The organism is Catellatospora sichuanensis, from assembly GCF_007483665.1.
In the GTDB taxonomy this organism is placed as follows: Bacteria; Actinomycetota; Actinomycetes; order Mycobacteriales; family Micromonosporaceae; genus Catellatospora; species Catellatospora sichuanensis.
Window position 1 is genome coordinate 40,972 of record NZ_ML660186.1, and the last position, 16,671, is coordinate 57,642.

The following is a 16,671-nucleotide window of genomic DNA, read 5'->3' on the forward strand; positions in this document are numbered from 1 at the left end:
TCTCCTCGTAGAGGAAGGCCGCCCGCTTGTCGGAGACCGGTTCCATGAACGACCGCACGGCACCTCCAGTGATGATGAAGCCCGCCGCACGGAGCCGTCTGTCACGTACGGCGGGGCACCCCTGGACAGGCGGGCCGGGGTGCGATGCCAGCCCGCCCGCTGAGACGCCGCCAAGTGACCAGCCGGGAGGCGCTCATCGAAGACTTTAGCGACTTTGGCGCTAAAGTCCGGTCCTGAACTTTAGCGACCTTGGCGCTAGACGACCGGATGAAATGCGTGGTGTTATGAGCGGGACTAGCTGGGAGTTCTGCCGTCATGCCGATAGAGCCGCACCTCGACCGTGTTCTGCGCCTGATCCGCGAAAACATCGCCGCCGGCACCTGGCCGCCTGGACACAAGTTGCCCACGCACCGGCAGCTTGCGGAGGAGTACGGCGTGGGGATGACCACGATCCGCCAGGCGGTTCTGCTGCTGCGCACCACGGGGGAGTTGAACGGGCACCAGGGTGTGGGCGTGTTCGTGCCGGACAAGGGTTAGCCAGGGCGTCCGCCATAACACACCGGGGTCTTGATCAGGCGGTTGTCCACAAGCGGGCCGTCGTCCACAGGCAAGAGAATTGACCGGTACTCCCACCGCGCACTCGTCCCTAGCGTGGCCGCGTGCCGTCGACCCCGTTCCGCAGACCGCAGCCCGCCGAGGCCGACCTCGACCGGCTGCACCGCGTGCTCGCCCCGGCCACCGCGCCGCCGTCCTGGCCGGAGCCCCTGGACGCGCCGTTCCTCGACGTGCTGCCCGACTACCCGCGGCCACGTCCGACCCGGCAGCTATTGCCACTTGACCCGACGACCTCGGGCGACGCGCAGACTCGTGTCTGGCCGTGGACGCGGCCTGCCGGATCGCAGGCGGTCGGGCTGTCAGCAGCAGCCCTTCACGCCGTGCTGCCAGTGGCGACGTCACGCGGAGTGCTCCCCGCGATGACGGCTGGTTCCGTGTCGGCCACTGCGATCACAGATGCCCCCTCCGGTGCCCTGCCGGGTGCCGTCATGGCGGGCGGGCCCGCTGGCACCGTCAGGCCAGATAGGGATGTGCTGTCGCAGGTGGAGGGCGCACCAAGTGCGCTGCCGGGGCGATCGGCGTTCGATCCGGGGCGGCGTGGGCTGCGGGCGTTGGCGGCGGTGGCAGCAGTGGTGGTGGCGCTCGCGGCGTACCTGGCCTGGCAGGCGCGGCCGTCCGTGGAGCCCGCGCCCGAGCAGGTGCCGGTTCCCGTCGCGGAGTCGGGTCGGCCGACAGCGTCGTCCTCACCGGCGATGCTGGTCGTCGCAGTGACCGGGCAGGTGCGCAAGCCTGGCTTGGTCCGACTGCCGACGGGTGCTCGGGTCGCCGACGCGATCGAGGCGGCGGGTGGGGTGCTGCCGGACACCGATCTGTCCGCGGTGAATCTGGCCCGCAAGGTCACCGATGGTGAACTGATCGCGATCGGGGTGCCCGGTGTGACCGCCGCGGACGGTCCGGCCGCCGGGGCGGGACCCGGCGCGGGTCCGGTGAACCTGAACACCGCGACCCTCGCCCAGCTCGACGCGCTGCCCGGAGTGGGACCGGTGCTGGCCCAGCGCATCCTCGACCACCGGGCCCGGCACGGCGACTTCCGCAGCGTCGGCGACCTGCGGCAGGTCGAAGGCATCGGCGAGTCGAAGTTCGCCCAGCTCAAGGACCTGGTCACGGTCTGATGGACGGCCCCGACCTGCGACTGGTCCCGTTCGCCCTGGGTTGCTGGGCGGCGTCGCTGGCCGCGCTGTTCACCGGGCTGGGCGTCACCTTGGCGCTCGGCACGGTCGGTGCCGTCTGCGGAGCCCTGGCCGCGCTCAGCGGCGACGTCGCGTGGCGAGAGCGGCTTCGGCGCTTCGGCCGTCGTATGGCCCGGCCTTCGGGCAGGCAGTTGCTGCCGGGTCGAGGCGCGGCGGGGTGGCGGTGGCCATGGACGGCGGGCCGTCGGCTGAGCGAGAAAGGGTCTCCGGGGGCGTGGCGGTGGATCGTGGCCGGGGCGTTCCTCGGGGTGCTGTGCGGGGCGGCGGCGACCGGCGCGCGGCTGGCGGCGCGGGACGCTGCGGAGGTCGTCGCGCTGGTGGACGGGCGCGTCTCGGCGACGGTGGTGCTGACCGTGCGGGACGATCCGCGCCAGACGGTCGGGGTCGTCGGGCGACCCGCGACCTGGGTGGTGGCGGCGGACCTGGAGCGGGCCGGTGACCTGCGTACCGACGTCGGAGTGCTGGTGCTGGCCAGTGGTGACGGGTGGGCCGGGCTGCTGCCGGGGCAGCGGGTTCGGGTGCCTGCTCGGTTCGGCTCGTCCCGGGGCGGTGACCTGCGGGCGGCGGTGCTGTCCACCGAGCGGCCGCCGGAGCTGCTCGGACAGGCGTCGTGGGCGCAGCGGGCGGCGGGCGGCCTGCGGGCCGGGCTGCGGCGGGCCTGCGCGCCGCTGGACACCGCCACGGGCGGGCTGCTGCCGGGGCTCGTGGTCGGCGACACCAGCCGCCTCGACCCCGCGGTCGAGCAGTCGTTTCGCGACACCGGCATGACTCACTTGACGGCCGTATCGGGGAGCAATGTGGCAATTGTTACCGGGGCGGTCCTGCTGCTCGCCCGGTGGACCCGGGCGGGGCCACGGCTCACCGCGGTGGTGTGCACGGTGTCCGTGATCGGGTTCGTGATCCTGGCCCGGCCGTCGCCGAGCGTGCTGCGGGCCGCGGTGATGGGCGGGATCGCGCTGCTGGCGCTCGCGTCCGGCCGGTCCCGGGCGGCGCTGCCCGCGCTGTCGGCGGGCGCGGCGGTGCTGCTGATGGCCGACCCGGAGCTGGCCGCCGACGCCGGGTTCGCGCTGTCGGTGCTGGCCACGGCGGGGTTGCTGCTCCTCGCACCGCCGATGCGCGACGCGCTGCGCCGCCGGGGTACACCCGCCGGGATCGCCGAGGCGCTGGCTGTGCCCGCCGCCGCACAGCTGGCCTGCGCCCCGGTCGTCGCGGGCATCAGCGGCACGCTGAGCCTGGTCGCCGTACCGGCGAATCTGGTGGCGGTGCCCGCGATCGCGCCCGCGACGGTCACCGGCGTGGCCGCTGCGCTGCTGTCGCCGGTGTGGCCGGGCGGGGCCGAGTTCGCCGCCTGGCTGGGCAGTTGGCCGGCGTGGTGGCTGGTGACCGTCGCCAGGGTGGGCGCCGAGGTGCCCGCGGGGGTGCTGCCGTGGCCGGGCGGGCCGCCGGGCGCGCTGCTGCTGGCCGGGCTGACCGTGCTGCTCATGATCGGCTTCCGGCGGCCCGCGGTGCGCCGGCTGGCGGCCGTCGTCGCGCTGGCGGCCGTTCTCGGCGCGCTGCCGGTACGCGTACTCACCGGTGGCTGGCCGCCTGACGACTGGCTCGTCGTCGCCTGTGACGTCGGGCAGGGCGACGCGACCGTGCTCAACGCGGGCCACGGCACGGCCGTCGTGGTCGACGCGGGGCCGCTGCCCCGCGACGTCGACCGGTGCCTGCGTGACCTGGACGTCGACGAGGTGCCGTTGCTGCTGGTCAGCCACTTCCACGTCGACCACATCGGCGGCCTGGACGGGGTGCTGGCCGGACGGCGCGTCGGCGCGGTGGTCACCACGCCCTGGCCTGAACCCGCAGCCGGGCGGACGGCCGTGGCACAGGCCGCCGCCGCGCACCGGGTGCCGGTGTCCGACGCCCCGGAATCCGGCGGCTGGACCGTCGGCGACGTACGGCTGGAGGTGCTGCCCGCGCCGCCCGAGCGAGGCACTCGCAGCGATCCGAACAACAACTCGCTGATGCTGGTGGCGACCGTACGCGGGGTGCGGGTGCTGCTGACCGGGGACGCCGAGACGGAACGGCAGCAGGCGCTGCTGGATGCGGGCGTGGACCTGTCCGCGTCGGTCCTGAAGGTCGCCCATCACGGCAGCGCCTTCCAGGAACCGTCCTTCCTGGACGCCGTCGCACCACGGATCGCGCTGGTCAGCGTGGGGGAGGGTAACGACTACGGGCATCCGAGCGCGTCGGTGCTGGCGCGGCTGGCCGGGCGGGGCGCGCGGGTGCAGCGCACCGACGTCAGCGGGGATCTGGCGGTGGTGCTCGCCGACGGGAAGCTTTCCGTCGTGCTCCCGACGCGCCCGTTGGAGTGACGGTGGGCGGCCGCCAGTTCGCACGTGCGACGATAGCGAGGTGGTGAGCCAGGTTCCGCCCCCCGTCCTGACACCCGTGGTCCTCGTGCTGGGCGACGAGGAGTTGCTGGTCGCGCGCGCGATCGCCGACGCGGCCGCACAGGCGCGCGCCGCCGACCCGACGGCCGAGGTCCGCGAGGTGGAGACGGGCGCGATGCTCGTCGGTGAACTCGCCGAACTGCTCAGCCCGTCGCTGTTCGGCGGGGTCCGGGTGGTGGTGCTGCGCGCCGCGCAGGACGCCAAGAAGGACGTCTCGGCGGTGCTGCTCGACTACGCGAAGTCGCCCGACCCCGACGTGACGCTGGTCGTCGCGCACGCGGGCGGCGCCAAGAACAAGGCGCTGGCCGACTCGCTGACCAAGATGGGCGCGTCCGTGGTGCCCGCGGCGAAGCTGACCAAGCACCGCGACCGGGTGGACTTCGTCACCGGTGAGGTGCGCCGGCTGGGCGGTCGCTGCGCCCCCGACGCCGCCGAGACGCTGATCGAGGCCGTGGGCAACGACCTGCGCGAGCTCGCGGCGGCCTGCAACCAGCTGATGGCGGACACCGGCGGCCGGATCGACCTGGCCACGGTGGCGCGTTACTACCGGGGCAAGGCCGAGGTGAGCGGCTTCGCGGTCGCCGACGCCGCGGTCGCCGGGGACGTGCCGGCCGCGCTGGAGGCGCTGCGCTGGGCCCGGCACAGCGGGGTGGATCCGGTGCCGATCGCGGACGCACTGGCCGACGGCGTGCGCACCGTGGCGCGGGTGGCCTCGGCGGGACGCGGCAACGCGTACCAGCTGGCCTCGACGCTCGGCATGCCCGCCTGGAAGATCGAGAAGGCGCAGCGGCAGGCGCGCGGCTGGACCCCGGACGCGCTGGTGCTCGCGATGCGGGCGGCCGCCGACTGCAACGCCGCGGTGAAGGGCGGCGAGGAGGACCGCGACTACGCGCTCGAACGCACCATCGTGGCGTTCGCGCAGGCCAAGCAGGCGGGAGGTGGGCGATGACAGCGGGTATCCGGTCCCGGCGCGCCGGGGGAATCAGCCCCGAGGAGGCGCGCAACCGGCCGCTCTACGCCCGGGTGCTGGGCCTGCAGTACGTGCGCCCCAGCAACCTGATGTGCTTCCTGTTCTTCGAAGGCACCGTGGCGCTGGCCGTGCTGCTGTCACTGGCCGAGCTCACCGGCTGGTGGGCGGTGGCCGTACTGCCCGCCTCGGTCGCGGTGATGGTGAAGCTCAACGACGTGATCGCGGGCGCGACGACACGGTCCGGCGGCACGGCGACCCGCTCCGCGGGCACGGCGACCCGGTCGAAGTCCGCCACACGGCGGGCCCTCGCCCAGCCGACGGTGCGGCTGCGGGTGGCCGCCCCGGCCGAGGCCGCGCCGCCGCCCCAGCGCGCCGACCGGTCCGCGGGTGACGAGCGCGACCCGTATGCGAACCGTCCCGGATACGGCGATCCGGAGGGGTTCGCAGGCCGTTCCGGCAACGGCGGCCAGGACTCCTACACCGGCCGATCCGGCTACGGCGTGGACACCTACGCAGGCCGGCCGGGCTACGGCGAGCAGGACACCTACGCGGGCCAGCCCGCATACGGGACCTACGCCCAGGCCGGGTACGGCGAGCAGGAGACCCACGCCGCAGAGTCCGGGAACTCCGGACACGGCACGCCGGGGCAGCCGGCCGGACCGGACGGCGAGGAGCCGTGGCTGGGCACCGCCGAGCAGCGCGCCCGCCAGTCGGCGGCCTACCGCTACGAGTAGCGACCGCGCCTGTCTGCACCGGGTGGGCGTCACGGCCGCCCGGGCCGACCGGTGGTCGTCCCGGCCGCTTCACGAACAGCTGCGTGCGGCAGCCGGATCAGCGGCTTCGCCGTGACGGCTGACACCTGCCGGAAGACACCTGCCGGAAGACACCGATGCCCGGCTCCCCTCAGGGAACCGGGCATCAGGTGATGTCTTGGCGGTGCCGCGAAGGCACGCTGCGACGATCAGGCAGAGAGCGAAGCCAGCTTCTTGGCGATCGACGACTTGCGGTTCGCCGCCTGGTTCTTGTGGATCACGCCCTTGCTGACGGCCTTGTCAAGCTTGCGCGAGGCGTCGCGCAGCAGCGCGGTGGCGTTCTCGACGTCACCGGCGACGGTCGCCTCGTGGAACTTGCGGACAGCGGTCTTCAGCGACGACTTGACCGACTTGTTGCGCAGCCGGGCCTTCTCGTTCTGCCGGTTGCGCTTGATCTGGGACTTGATGTTCGCCACGCGACAGCCTCGTCCTGCTCGTTTCGGTTGACTGGTTCGGATGGGCCGGCGCAACGAAGCACCAGCCGCGACGTGCCAGGTTACCAGGTGGCCTGGGCATCGGCCAAAACAGGCCGACGTGACACCGGTCGCGGCACCCGACCCGGACAGCCTACCGCGACCGGCCCGCCGCCGCCCCGCCGTCCGCATTCCCCCGTCCCGCCCCGTGGGCGGGGTGGTGTTGATCGTCGTTCCGTGTCGAAAAGTGAAGCCGGACCACACTTTCCGGCACGAAACAGTGATCTTGGCGGCGGCGGTCGGCGCGCGTCCGGCGTGGCGGCCGGGGCGGGGACCGTACGGGTGACGGGACGCGACACCCGCTCGTAGATCGAGGGCGGGCGCGGCCCGGATGGCAGACTGTGCTGCTGTGGACATCGAGCGGTTCTGGGCTCTGATCGAGCAGGCGCGTACGGACGTCGAGGGTGACATCGGCGAGGACGGCACCGGGCTGGCGAAGGCGCTGACCGCGCGGCTGTCGGCGCTCAGCCTGCCGGAGATCGCCGCCTTCGCGACGCGGTTCAGCACGCTGCGCGGTGCCGCCGACCGCTACGACCTGTGGGGTGCGGCGCACCTGATCGGCGGCGGCTGCTCCGACGACGCCTTCGTCGACTTCCGCAGCGGGCTGATCGCGGCGGGCCGGAAGTGGTACGAGGCGGCGCTGGCCGACCCTGACTCGCTGGCCGGACACCCGTCCGTGGTCGAGGCCGTGGAGTGGGACGACGACAGCGCCATCTTCGCCGAGCTGGTCGGGTACGCGGCCGCGGACGCGTTCCGCGAGGTCGCCGGGGCCGAGCTGGTGCTGCCGGAGGTGGCGAAAGCGCCCACCGCGGGCGAGGACTGGGACTTCGAGGACGACGACCAGATGCGCCTGCGCCTGCCCCGGCTGAGCGCGCTGGTGCTCGGCTGGCCCGCGAACGAAGGCTGCCGCTGCTGATGCGACGGCGGTAACGTTGAAGCCCGCTTCGGCACGGTCGGCGGGCGTGGGATCATAGGGGCGGCAATGACCGCCTCACGCCGAACGCGGCCCGTCGCCAGCGAACCGCTTTCCGCACTCACGCTCATAGAACGGATCACCGTGCCTCCGCTGCTCGGATCTAACAAGCCCGGCGACACTGACCCGGCCGCCATCCGCAACTTCTGCATCATCGCCCACATCGACCACGGCAAGTCGACGCTGGCCGACCGGATGCTGCAGATCACCGAGGTGGTGGACCCGCGGCAGATGCGGGCGCAGTACCTCGACCGGATGGACATCGAGCGCGAGCGCGGCATCACCATCAAGAGCCAGGCGGTGCGCCTGCCGTGGACCGTGCGCGACGGCGACCGGACCGGCGAGCAGGTCGTGCTCAACATGATCGACACCCCGGGGCACGTGGACTTCACCTACGAGGTGTCGCGCAGCCTGGCCGCCTGCGAGGGCGCGATCCTGCTGGTGGACGCCGCCCAGGGCATCGAGGCGCAGACGCTGGCCAACCTGTACCTGGCGATGGAGAACAACCTCACCATCATCCCGGTGCTCAACAAGATCGACCTGCCCGCGGCCCAGCCGGAGAAGTACGCGGAGGAGCTCGCGCACCTGATCGGCTGCGAGCCGGAGGACTGCCTGCGGGTGTCCGGCAAGACCGGTGACGGTGTGTCGCACCTGCTCGACGAGATCGTCCGGCAGCTGCCCGCGCCCACCGGCGGCGACGCCAAGGCGCCGGCCCGCGCCATGATCTTCGACTCGGTGTACGACGTCTACCGCGGTGTCGTCACCTACATCCGGGTCATCGACGGCCGCCTGGACGCCCGGGACCGGATCAAGATGATGTCCACCGGCGCGGTGCACGAGCTGCTGGAGATCGGCGTGATCTCGCCGGAGCCGATCAAGTCGCCGTCGCTCAGCGTCGGCGAGGTCGGCTACCTGATCACCGGCGTGAAGGACGTGCGGCAGTCCCGGGTCGGCGACACGGTGACCTTGAACTCCCGGCCGGCCACCCAGGCGCTCGGCGGCTACAAGGACCCCAAGCCGATGGTGTACTCGGGCCTCTACCCGCTGGACGGGTCGGACTACCCGGAGCTGCGCGAGGCGCTGGACAAGCTGAAGCTCAACGACGCGTCGCTGGTGTACGAGCCGGAGACGTCGGCGGCGCTCGGCTTCGGCTTCCGCTGCGGCTTCCTCGGCCTGCTGCACCTGGAGATCATCCAGGAGCGGCTGGAGCGCGAGTTCGGCCTCGACCTGATCGCCACCGCGCCGAACGTGGTCTACCGCGTCGTCACCGACGACGCCAAGGAGATCACGGTCACCAACCCGAGCGAGTACCCGCACGGCAAGGTCGCGGAGGTGTACGAGCCGGTGGCGCGCGCGACGGTGCTGACGCCCAACGACTACGTCGGCGCGGTGATGGAGCTGTGCCAGGGCCGCCGCGGTGTGCTGCAGGGCATGGACTACCTGTCCGCCGATCGCGTCGAGCTGCGCTACATGCTGCCGCTCGGTGAGATCATCTTCGACTTCTTCGACCAGCTGAAGTCGCGTACCAAGGGCTACGCCAGCCTGGACTACGAGCCCAGCGGCGAGCAGGCGTCCGAACTGGTCAAGGTGGACATCCTGCTGCAGGGCGAGCCCGTCGACGCGTTCAGCGCGATCGTGCACAAGGACAAGGCTTACGCGTACGGCACGACCATCGCGTCCAAGTTGCAGAAGCTGATCCCGCGGCAGCAGTTCGAGGTGCCGATCCAGGCGGCCATCGGCTCCCGGGTCATCGCTCGCGAGACCATCCGCGCCATCCGCAAGGACGTGCTGGCCAAGTGCTACGGCGGCGACATCAGCCGGAAGCGCAAGCTGCTGGAGAAGCAGAAGGAAGGCAAGAAGCGCATGAAGATGGTCGGCCGGGTCGAGGTGCCCCAGGAGGCCTTCATCGCCGCGCTGTCCACCTCGGAGGCTCCCGAGGCCGGCAAGAAGAAGTGACCTCCGCGGGACACTGCTTCCGTTGCGGCGCGGCCCTTCCGGCCGCGCCGCCGTCCGTCTGTGGGACCTGCGGGTACGAGCACTACCTCAACGCCCGCCCCACGGCCAGCCTGATCGTGCTGGACGGCGCCGGCCGCTTCCTGGCGCTGCGCCGCGCCCGGCCGCCCCGGGAAGGACTGTGGGAGACGCCGGGCGGGTTCTGCGACGGCTGGGAGGAGCCCGCCGACGCGGCGCGCCGGGAGGCCCGGGAGGAGCTCGGCGTCGACGTCGAACTGGGCGCGTTCGTCGGCATGTACGTGGGCGACTACGAGTTCCAGGGCGAGCGCCTGCCGGTGCTGGACTGCTTCTTCCTGGCCACCCTGCCCGACGGGGCGGGGCTGCGCCTGGACCCCGACGAGTCGTCGGAGGCCACCTGGCTCCCGTTGGCCGACCCGCCGCCGATGGCCTTCGCCACCATGGACCGCGCCCTCCGCGACGCGGTCGCCATCGCCATCGCCCGCTGACGGTCCCGCCCCGCGTTCCGCCCGCCCGCGCGCTCTCCGGCCGCCCCGCGCCGTGCGCGCATGATCGCCGAACTTGCCTGGCAGGTGGGCGAATGGCCGGTCAAGATACGCCCGTTTGCCCGGCAAGTCGGGCGATCATGGTGGGGTGACCCGGTGTGGGACGCCTGTCGCTCGTGTGGGTTATGGCCGTCTGATCGATGGGCTCGGACGATCGGCCAAGATCTGCTGACAAAAGGCCAGGAGCCGTAGTAACTGGGCAATCTACCCATCGTTACCCCAAGTGCAGTGTTTTGCCGCTTTCGCCCGATATGAGGGCAAAGCAGGTTCCAAAGTCGCACAAGGAGTGACGATGCAGATGAAGAAGGCCGGAGCCGTCGCCACGGGCGCTCTCGCTACAGTGGCGATCATGGGGGCTCCTGCCGCTGCGGCGCCCAGCACGGACGCCTCTGCGCTGACCCAGGCCAGCACCTCCACCGAGGGCAAGACCAGCTCGATGCGCCAGGTCGGGGCCAACCAGCTGAAGCTCGCCCGCGGCGGCGGCTTCGACAACAACGGCTGGGACGCGCCGTGGGACGTTGATTCCGCGTCGATCGTCGCGCTGCTCAACGGTACGGTCGTCAACGTGGCCGCCCTCCAGCAGTGTGGCTCGACCAGCGGCAACGTGGTGGGCATCTCGGTGCCGATCGCCACGCCGAACACCGTGGTGTCGGGCTTCGGCCACGACGACGGCTACGGCCACAAGAACGACATCGCCTGCGCCAACGCGAACGTCAAGATCAAGCAGAACAAGCACAACCCGGCCCTGCTCGGTGTCGGCAACGACTCCGTCGTCAACGTCGCGTCGATCCAGTCCTGCGGGTCGACGGACGCCAACATCATCGCCCTCACGGTGCCGATCACCTCTCCGAACACGGTCATCGGTGACTGCCAGAACAGCAACATCGAGATCAACGGCTCCGACGAATGGGACGACGACGACCACTGGCAGGAGTCGGGCCGGGTCGAGGCCATGCCCATGGGCCAGTCGGTCGCGATGGACATGGCTCGTCAGGCACTGGTCAAGAAGGTCAGCGCGCTGAAGAACCGCAGCACGTGGTCGAAGCGGTCCAACGCCCGAGTCGCTCCGCAGGCGCGCGGCGGCGGCTGGGACGCGCCGTGGGACCAGGACAGCGTCAGCCTGATCTCGGCGCTGAACGGCACCGCGGTTCAGATCATCACCGCGCAGGCCTGTGGCTCGACCTCGCCCGACGTGGTCGGGATCGCGATTCCGATCACGTCGCCGAACACCGTCATCGGTGACTGCAAGAACGCCAATGTGAAGATCAAGAAGGACGACCCGAAGGGCATGATCTCCGCCCTGGACAACTCGTCGCTGAACGTGCTCCCGCTGCAGTCCTGCGGCTCCACGAGCGCGAACATCATCGCGGCGGCGGTTCCGATCGCCTCGCCGAACACGGTCATCGGCAGCTGCTACAACGCCAACACGGTCATCGACTAGTCGCTGATCCGGCACGGCAGACGGGGCGGGTCGCGCCAGCGCGACTCGCCCCTTCGAATGCTCGCCAACGACAACTCATGCCGCGCTGCCGCGTTCCTGCGACTCGGGCGCCGGCGGCCAGAAATCCTACAAGGAGTGACGATGCAGATAGGAAAGGCCGGGGTTGTCGCGGCCGGAGCGCTCGCTACGGTGGCGGTGATGGGTTCCGCGGCGACCGCCGCGCCCGCGGCCGGACCGGCGCATGCGGATCCCGTCAGGACCGCCGCGACCACCTTGAAGCAGGCGGCGGTGCAGCAGGCCGCTGGGCAAGCACTCGCTGCCGTGAACGCGGTTTCCCGCGGTCCCCAGGGGGAGGTGCGCCAGCCGCTGATCTCCATCGGCAACGGCAGCGCGTTGACGACCGGCGCATGGCAGGCGTGTGGCTCCTCGTCGGCCCAGGTCGTGGCGGCCACGGTCGCGCTCAAATCCCCGAACACCGTGGTGGGCGACTGTGCCAACGGCAACGTCCTGATCCGGCAGAACCAGGTGCAGGGGATCATCTCGATCCTGGACGACACGTCGGTCAACGCGCTGCCGATCCAGATCTGCGGCTCGAACGCGGCGATCGCCGGCGTCACGGCCGCGATCCGCTCGTCCGCCACCGTGGTGGGCGACTGCTTCAACGCCAACACGTTCATCGCCGAGCCCAAGCAGGCCGCGCAGAAGGGGTCGCAAAGCCTGGTGTCGCTGCTCAGCGGCTCGGTCGTCAACGCGGCGGCGGTCCAGGTCTGTGGTTCCACCGCGTCGATCGCCGGGGTGGCCGCGGCCCTCCAGTCGCCGACCACCGTGCTGGGTGACTGCTACAACAGCAACAGCACCATCCAGAAGCGCAAGGACCCGGCGGTGCTTCCGCTGTTCAGCAACCAGGTCCTGGACATCCTGCCGCTGCAGACCTGCGCGTCGGCCGGCCTGCTCGGCCAGCTCGGTCCGTCGCTGCCGATCGGCAGTTCGGCGTTCGTCGGCGGCCAGTGCGTCACCGGCGGGCAGAAGATCCTGGACTGACCGTCCGTACCGACAGTGAGGCCGGGCCGCGAGATGCGGCCCGGCCTCACTGCTTCGTCCAGTCGCCGCCCGCGGCGGCTGTCCCGTCGGTGCTCAGCGCAGCCAGGGAACGTTGCGGTCCAGCAGGCCGCGCTCCTTGAGCTCGGCGCGCAGCGGGATCGTGTCGTCGATCCAGCCGCCCTCGCCGACGCCCCACATGTTCTGCACCTTCAGGTTGCCGAAGGCCTCACCGATCAGCTGGCGCTGTACGGGGGTCAGGCCGGCGTACCACGCGGACTCGCGGTCGATCGGCATGTCGTCGACCGGGCGGATCCAGCGGTAGGTGTAGCTCATGAAGAGCATCTTGCGCGTCACGTCCGAGCGGTTGCGCGAGCGCGAGTGCCACAGGCGGCGGTCGAAGATGAACGCGTCGCCCGGCTTGGCCAGCCACGGCACGGCGCCCTCAGGACCCTTGGCGATCTCCACCGGGTCGGTCGGGCGGTACATGTGGTTGTTCAGGTGCGAACCCGGGATGCACAGGGTCTGCCCCCGGCCCGGCTCCGAGATGTCGCTGAGCACGATGGCGACCTTGATCGACAGCATCGGCCGCGGGATGTCGCCGTAGTACGGGGCGTAGTACTCCGCGTCGGAGTTCTGCCGCCAGCCGTCCTGGTGCCACTCCCAGCGAGGGGTCTCGCCCTCCTCGTACGGCGGGTTGACGTCGAGGTGGTTGTGCTGGGAGTAGATGTTCCAGCCGGCCAGACCCCAGACCCAGCGGAAGGTCGGGGAGTAGTCGAGCATCCGGGCGAAGGCCGGGCTGTGGCTGACCGCGCCGAGCAGGTGGAGCGAACCGGTCTTGTCGATGTGACCGGTGTCCTTGTTCTCCACGTACAGGCGGTCGGCCTCGGCCTGGAGCTCGGCCACGATCTCAGGGCTGACGACACCGGGGAGGTGCTTGTACCCGTTCTCGTGGAATTCCTTGCGCTCGGCGTCGGTGAGCGGCGCGTAGTCCGTCGCCGGCTCCTGAGAGGTGATGGTCATATCCTCCCCTTGCGTCCTTCCAGACTTGGGCACAGTCGAAGGCAGGATCGGGGCGCGCGACTTGGGGGGTGGCGTGCCGGGATGAGCAACCTTCGCGAACGAGTGCCGATACTAACTCGCGTTCCCGAGCGACGTCGTCGCGCGGGGACCGAAAGACCGGCCTGCCACCAGGGTCACCCGCCCGCGACGGCCTCGGCCACCACCTGTTCGGCCACTTTCTCGGCGCTCGACCACGCGCCGTCACCGGCAGACCACTGCTGGTCGGCGTAGGTCACCCGGGTGACTCCGGTGAGCGGGGCGTGGGCGACCAGCCAGTGCGCGAACTGCCAGCCCGTCTTGCTGTTCGCGGCCGGTATGCGCAGCGCGGCGCCCTCGGTGGTGACGCCCTTGGCCTTCGTGCCGAAGTCGGCCTTCATCCGGTCGGCGAGCACCTTCGACGTCGCGGCGGCGTCCGGGCTGTCCTCGCCGTACGTGTCGCAGGTCACACCACCGGCCTGCTGGCCGGTCAGCACCTTGGTCAGCACGGTGGCGTCGTCGGCCCATTTCTCGTACGCCTCGGGGTAGGCCGAGCGCTGCACCCGCTGGGCGGCGTCGGTGACGCGCATCTTCTGCCACCCCTTGACCTTCGTCAGGCTGATGTAGAAGCGCCGGGCCGCGTGCCGCGGGTCCATGATCTGCTTCGCGGTGCCCCAGCCCTGGCTGGGCCGCTGCTGGAACAGGCCGAGCGAGTCGTGGTCGTTGCCGTCGCCGAGATGCTCCAGATTGCGCAGCTTCGACTCCTGCAGGGCGGTGGCCAGCGCGACCACCACCGCACGATCGGGCACGTTGCGGGCGATCCCGACGGCGGCGATGGTCGCTGCGTTGGCCATCTGTTCGGGGTCCAGTCGCACCTCGCCGTCGGCCCTGGCCACGCACTCGGGCGCGCCGAGCCGGGGCAGCTCCAGCTTGCCGTCGAGCTGCTGCCGGGCGAGGTAGCCGCCGACGCCGAACACCACGACGAGGATCACCAGGACGGTCAGCGCATGCCGGCCCTTCACGGCGGCCTCCTCGACGTCGATGCGGTGAGGCGGGCGCCTTCCGCGGTCACCGACCGGGAAGGCGCCCGCTCTCTGCCGCAGGCTCGTTCAGGCCACCCTACGGCGTGTCCGCCGCTGCGGCACCGTCCTCGTCGGGCAGCGGAACCCAAGCGGCATCCCGTTTCTCCCGGAATGCGGCGACTCCCTCCCTGCCTTCGGGAGAGCCGAAGAAGCGCAGTGAGATCTCCGACAGATACCCCAGCTCCGTGTCCAGGTCCGCGTCCGCGCGGCGGCGCAGCAGCTCCTTCGCGGTCGCCAGCGAGGCCGGCGCGCCCCGGACCAGGCTGTCGCACCAGCGCGCGACGATCGCGTCCACGTCGTCGTCCGGCGCGGTCGCGGTGACCAGGCCGATCGCGGCGGCCCGGGCCCCGTCGAAGACGTCGCCGGTCAGATACAGCTCCGCGGCGGCACGCGGGGCCAGTCGCGGCAGCACCGTGGCGGAGATCAGCGCCGGCACCACGCCCAGTCGGACCTCGGAGAAGGCGAACGTGGCCGCCGCCGTGCAAACGGCCAGGTCGGCCGCGGCGATCAGGCCCAGCCCGCCCGCCCGCGCCGGTCCGCGCACCGCGGCCACCACCGGCTTCGGGGACCGGGCCACCGCGCCCAGCACGTCACCCAGCAGCGCGGCCGGCATCTGCCCCGACTTCGCCGCGGCCGCGGTCTCGGCCAGGTCGGCCCCGGAGCAGAAGACGGGCCCGGTGTGGTCGAGCACGATCACCCGGACCCGGTCGTCGGCGTTCGCCTCGGCGAGCGCCGCCAGCAGCTCGGTCATCAGCCGGTGCGACAGCGCGTTGCGGTTGTGCGGGCTGTCGAGGGTGATCGTGGTTACGCCGCGGGCGTGGGTGACCCGGACGAGATGGGAGTCAGGTGAGGACATGAGGGCAGACTAGAGCCGTGGCACAGCTCCCCGATGGTGAACCCGTACCCGACGACGGCGTCCTGCCCGACTCCGCGCTGGCCGACGTCGGCGGACGCGGCTTCGGCGTGTACCTGCACGTGCCGTTCTGCGCCAGCCGCTGCGGCTACTGCGACTTCAACACCTACACCGCCTCGGAGCTGGGCGGCGCCGACACCGAGGGCTACCTCGAGGCGGTGCTGGCCGAGCTGGCGCTGGCCGCGAAGGTGCTGCCCGCCCCGCCGCGGGTGGACACCGTCTTCGTCGGCGGCGGCACGCCCACCCTGCTGCGCCCGGCCCAGCTCGGCCGGATGCTGGAGGCGATCGACCGCACCTGGGGGCTCGCCGCCGGTGCGGAGGTCACCACCGAGGCCAACCCGGAGTCGGTCGACCCCGCCTCGCTGCGGGAGCTGCGCCGGGCCGGGTTCACCCGGATCTCGCTGGGCATGCAGTCGGCCGCGCCCGGGGTGCTGCGCATCCTGGACCGCAAGCACACCGCCGGGCGCGCCCCGGCCGCCGCGGTCGAGGCGCGCGAGGCCGGGTTCGAGCACGTCAACCTGGACCTGATCTACGGCACGCCGGGCGAGACCGAGGACGACTTCGCCGCCTCGCTGGCCGCGGTGGTGGGTGCGGGCGTGGACCACGTCAGCGCGTACGCCCTGATCGTGGAGGACGGCACGCGGCTTTCGGCCCGGATCCGACGCGGGGAGCTGGCCTCCCCCGACGACGACGTGGCCGCCGACCGCTACCTGGCGGCCGAGGCGGCGCTGAGCGCCGCCGGGCTGGGCTGGTACGAGGTCTCCAACTGGGCCGCAGACGAGGCCGCCCGGTGCGCGCACAACCTGCTCTACTGGCAGGGCGGCGACTGGTGGGGCCTAGGGCCCGGGGCGCACAGCCACGTCGGCGGCGTGCGCTGGTGGAACGTCAAACACCCGGCGCGGTACGCGGCCCGGCTGACCGAGGGCCTGTCGCCCGGCCTGGGCCGCGAGGTGCTCACCGCCGAACAGCGCCACACCGAGGACGTGCTGCTACGGCTGCGCCTGGTCGAGGGCCTGCCGCTGGACGTGCTGGACCCGGCCGGGCGCGCCGCGGCGGGGCAGGCGCTGGCCGACGGGCTGCTGGAGCCCTCCGCGTACGCGGACGGCCGCGCGGCGCTGACGCTGCGCGGCCGTCTCCTCGCGGACGCCGTGGTCCACTCCCTGCTGGCCTGGTGA

14 protein-coding genes and 1 pseudogene are annotated in these 16,671 nt (G+C 71.8%); 11 read left to right on the plus strand and 4 right to left on the minus strand.

What is annotated here, in order from left to right; translation table 11 throughout:
- Positions 1-315: 315 nt before the first annotated feature.
- The 5 genes and pseudogenes from FLL47_RS05860 to FLL47_RS05880 form a co-directional block, all read left to right on the plus strand.
- On the plus strand, positions 316-537 hold the full coding sequence (locus FLL47_RS05860; RefSeq protein ID WP_120316513.1) for a winged helix-turn-helix domain-containing protein: 222 nt from the start codon (positions 316-318) through the stop codon (positions 535-537).
- A gap of 437 nt (positions 538-974) precedes the next feature.
- Complete coding sequence (locus FLL47_RS05865) at positions 975-1,727, plus strand: helix-hairpin-helix domain-containing protein (RefSeq protein ID WP_144119645.1); 753 nt, start codon at positions 975-977, stop codon at positions 1,725-1,727.
- Positions 1,727-4,162, plus strand: coding sequence for a ComEC/Rec2 family competence protein (locus FLL47_RS05870; RefSeq protein WP_246157589.1), 2,436 nt, complete (start codon positions 1,727-1,729; stop codon positions 4,160-4,162). Before FLL47_RS05865 ends, FLL47_RS05870 begins: the two co-directional genes overlap by 1 nt.
- A gap of 43 nt (positions 4,163-4,205) precedes the next feature.
- On the plus strand, positions 4,206-5,189 hold the full coding sequence (gene holA / locus FLL47_RS05875) for a DNA polymerase III subunit delta (RefSeq protein WP_144119647.1): 984 nt from the start codon (positions 4,206-4,208) through the stop codon (positions 5,187-5,189).
- Positions 5,186-5,452, plus strand: a pseudogene (locus FLL47_RS05880) (hypothetical protein); the annotation flags it as partial. The gene holA and the pseudogene FLL47_RS05880, both read left to right, overlap by 4 nt.
- Positions 5,453-6,171: 719 nt before the next feature.
- Here FLL47_RS05880 and rpsT read toward each other — a convergent pair.
- The gene (rpsT, locus tag FLL47_RS05885) at positions 6,172-6,438 is read right to left on the minus strand and encodes a 30S ribosomal protein S20 (protein ID WP_120316509.1); all 267 of its coding nucleotides are present in this window, start codon (positions 6,436-6,438) and stop codon (positions 6,172-6,174) included.
- A 406-nt stretch (positions 6,439-6,844) separates the two neighbouring features.
- Between rpsT and FLL47_RS05895 the strand changes: the two genes are divergently transcribed.
- The 5 genes from FLL47_RS05895 to FLL47_RS05915 all read left to right on the plus strand — a co-directional run bounded on the left by FLL47_RS05895 (position 6,845) and on the right by FLL47_RS05915 (position 12,466).
- Positions 6,845-7,411, plus strand: coding sequence for a DUF4240 domain-containing protein (locus FLL47_RS05895; RefSeq protein WP_144119416.1), 567 nt, complete (start codon positions 6,845-6,847; stop codon positions 7,409-7,411).
- A 141-nt stretch (positions 7,412-7,552) separates the two neighbouring features.
- Complete coding sequence (gene lepA, locus FLL47_RS05900) at positions 7,553-9,424, plus strand: translation elongation factor 4 (protein WP_144119417.1); 1,872 nt, start codon at positions 7,553-7,555, stop codon at positions 9,422-9,424.
- A complete protein-coding gene (locus FLL47_RS05905) occupies positions 9,421-9,927 on the plus strand; it encodes an NUDIX domain-containing protein (RefSeq protein WP_144119418.1) in 507 nt (168 codons plus the stop codon). Before lepA ends, FLL47_RS05905 begins: the two co-directional genes overlap by 4 nt.
- A 349-nt stretch (positions 9,928-10,276) precedes the next feature.
- Entirely contained in the window at positions 10,277-11,425 is a 1,149-nt protein-coding gene (locus FLL47_RS05910) for a hypothetical protein (protein ID WP_144119419.1), read from the plus strand.
- A 141-nt stretch (positions 11,426-11,566) separates the two neighbouring features.
- Positions 11,567-12,466, plus strand: a complete 900-nt coding sequence (locus FLL47_RS05915) for a hypothetical protein (RefSeq protein WP_144119420.1) — start codon at positions 11,567-11,569, stop codon at positions 12,464-12,466.
- Between the two features lie 93 nt (positions 12,467-12,559).
- On the opposite strand, the gene FLL47_RS05920 is transcribed toward FLL47_RS05915, so the two are convergent.
- The 3 genes from FLL47_RS05920 to FLL47_RS05930 all read right to left on the minus strand — a co-directional run bounded on the left by FLL47_RS05920 (position 12,560) and on the right by FLL47_RS05930 (position 15,439).
- On the minus strand, positions 12,560-13,486 hold the full coding sequence (locus tag FLL47_RS05920; protein WP_144119421.1) for a phytanoyl-CoA dioxygenase family protein: 927 nt from the start codon (positions 13,484-13,486) through the stop codon (positions 12,560-12,562).
- Between the two features lie 173 nt (positions 13,487-13,659).
- Positions 13,660-14,523 (minus strand): hypothetical protein, encoded by an 864-nt coding sequence (locus tag FLL47_RS05925; RefSeq protein ID WP_246157591.1) that lies wholly within the window; start codon positions 14,521-14,523, stop codon positions 13,660-13,662.
- 97 nt (positions 14,524-14,620) lie between these two features.
- Complete coding sequence (locus tag FLL47_RS05930) at positions 14,621-15,439, minus strand: enoyl-CoA hydratase-related protein (protein WP_144119422.1); 819 nt, start codon at positions 15,437-15,439, stop codon at positions 14,621-14,623.
- Between the two features lie 17 nt (positions 15,440-15,456).
- Between FLL47_RS05930 and hemW the strand changes: the two genes are divergently transcribed.
- Positions 15,457-16,671: a radical SAM family heme chaperone HemW gene (hemW, locus tag FLL47_RS05935; protein WP_144119423.1), complete on the plus strand. Its 1,215-nt coding sequence runs from the start codon at positions 15,457-15,459 to the stop codon at positions 16,669-16,671.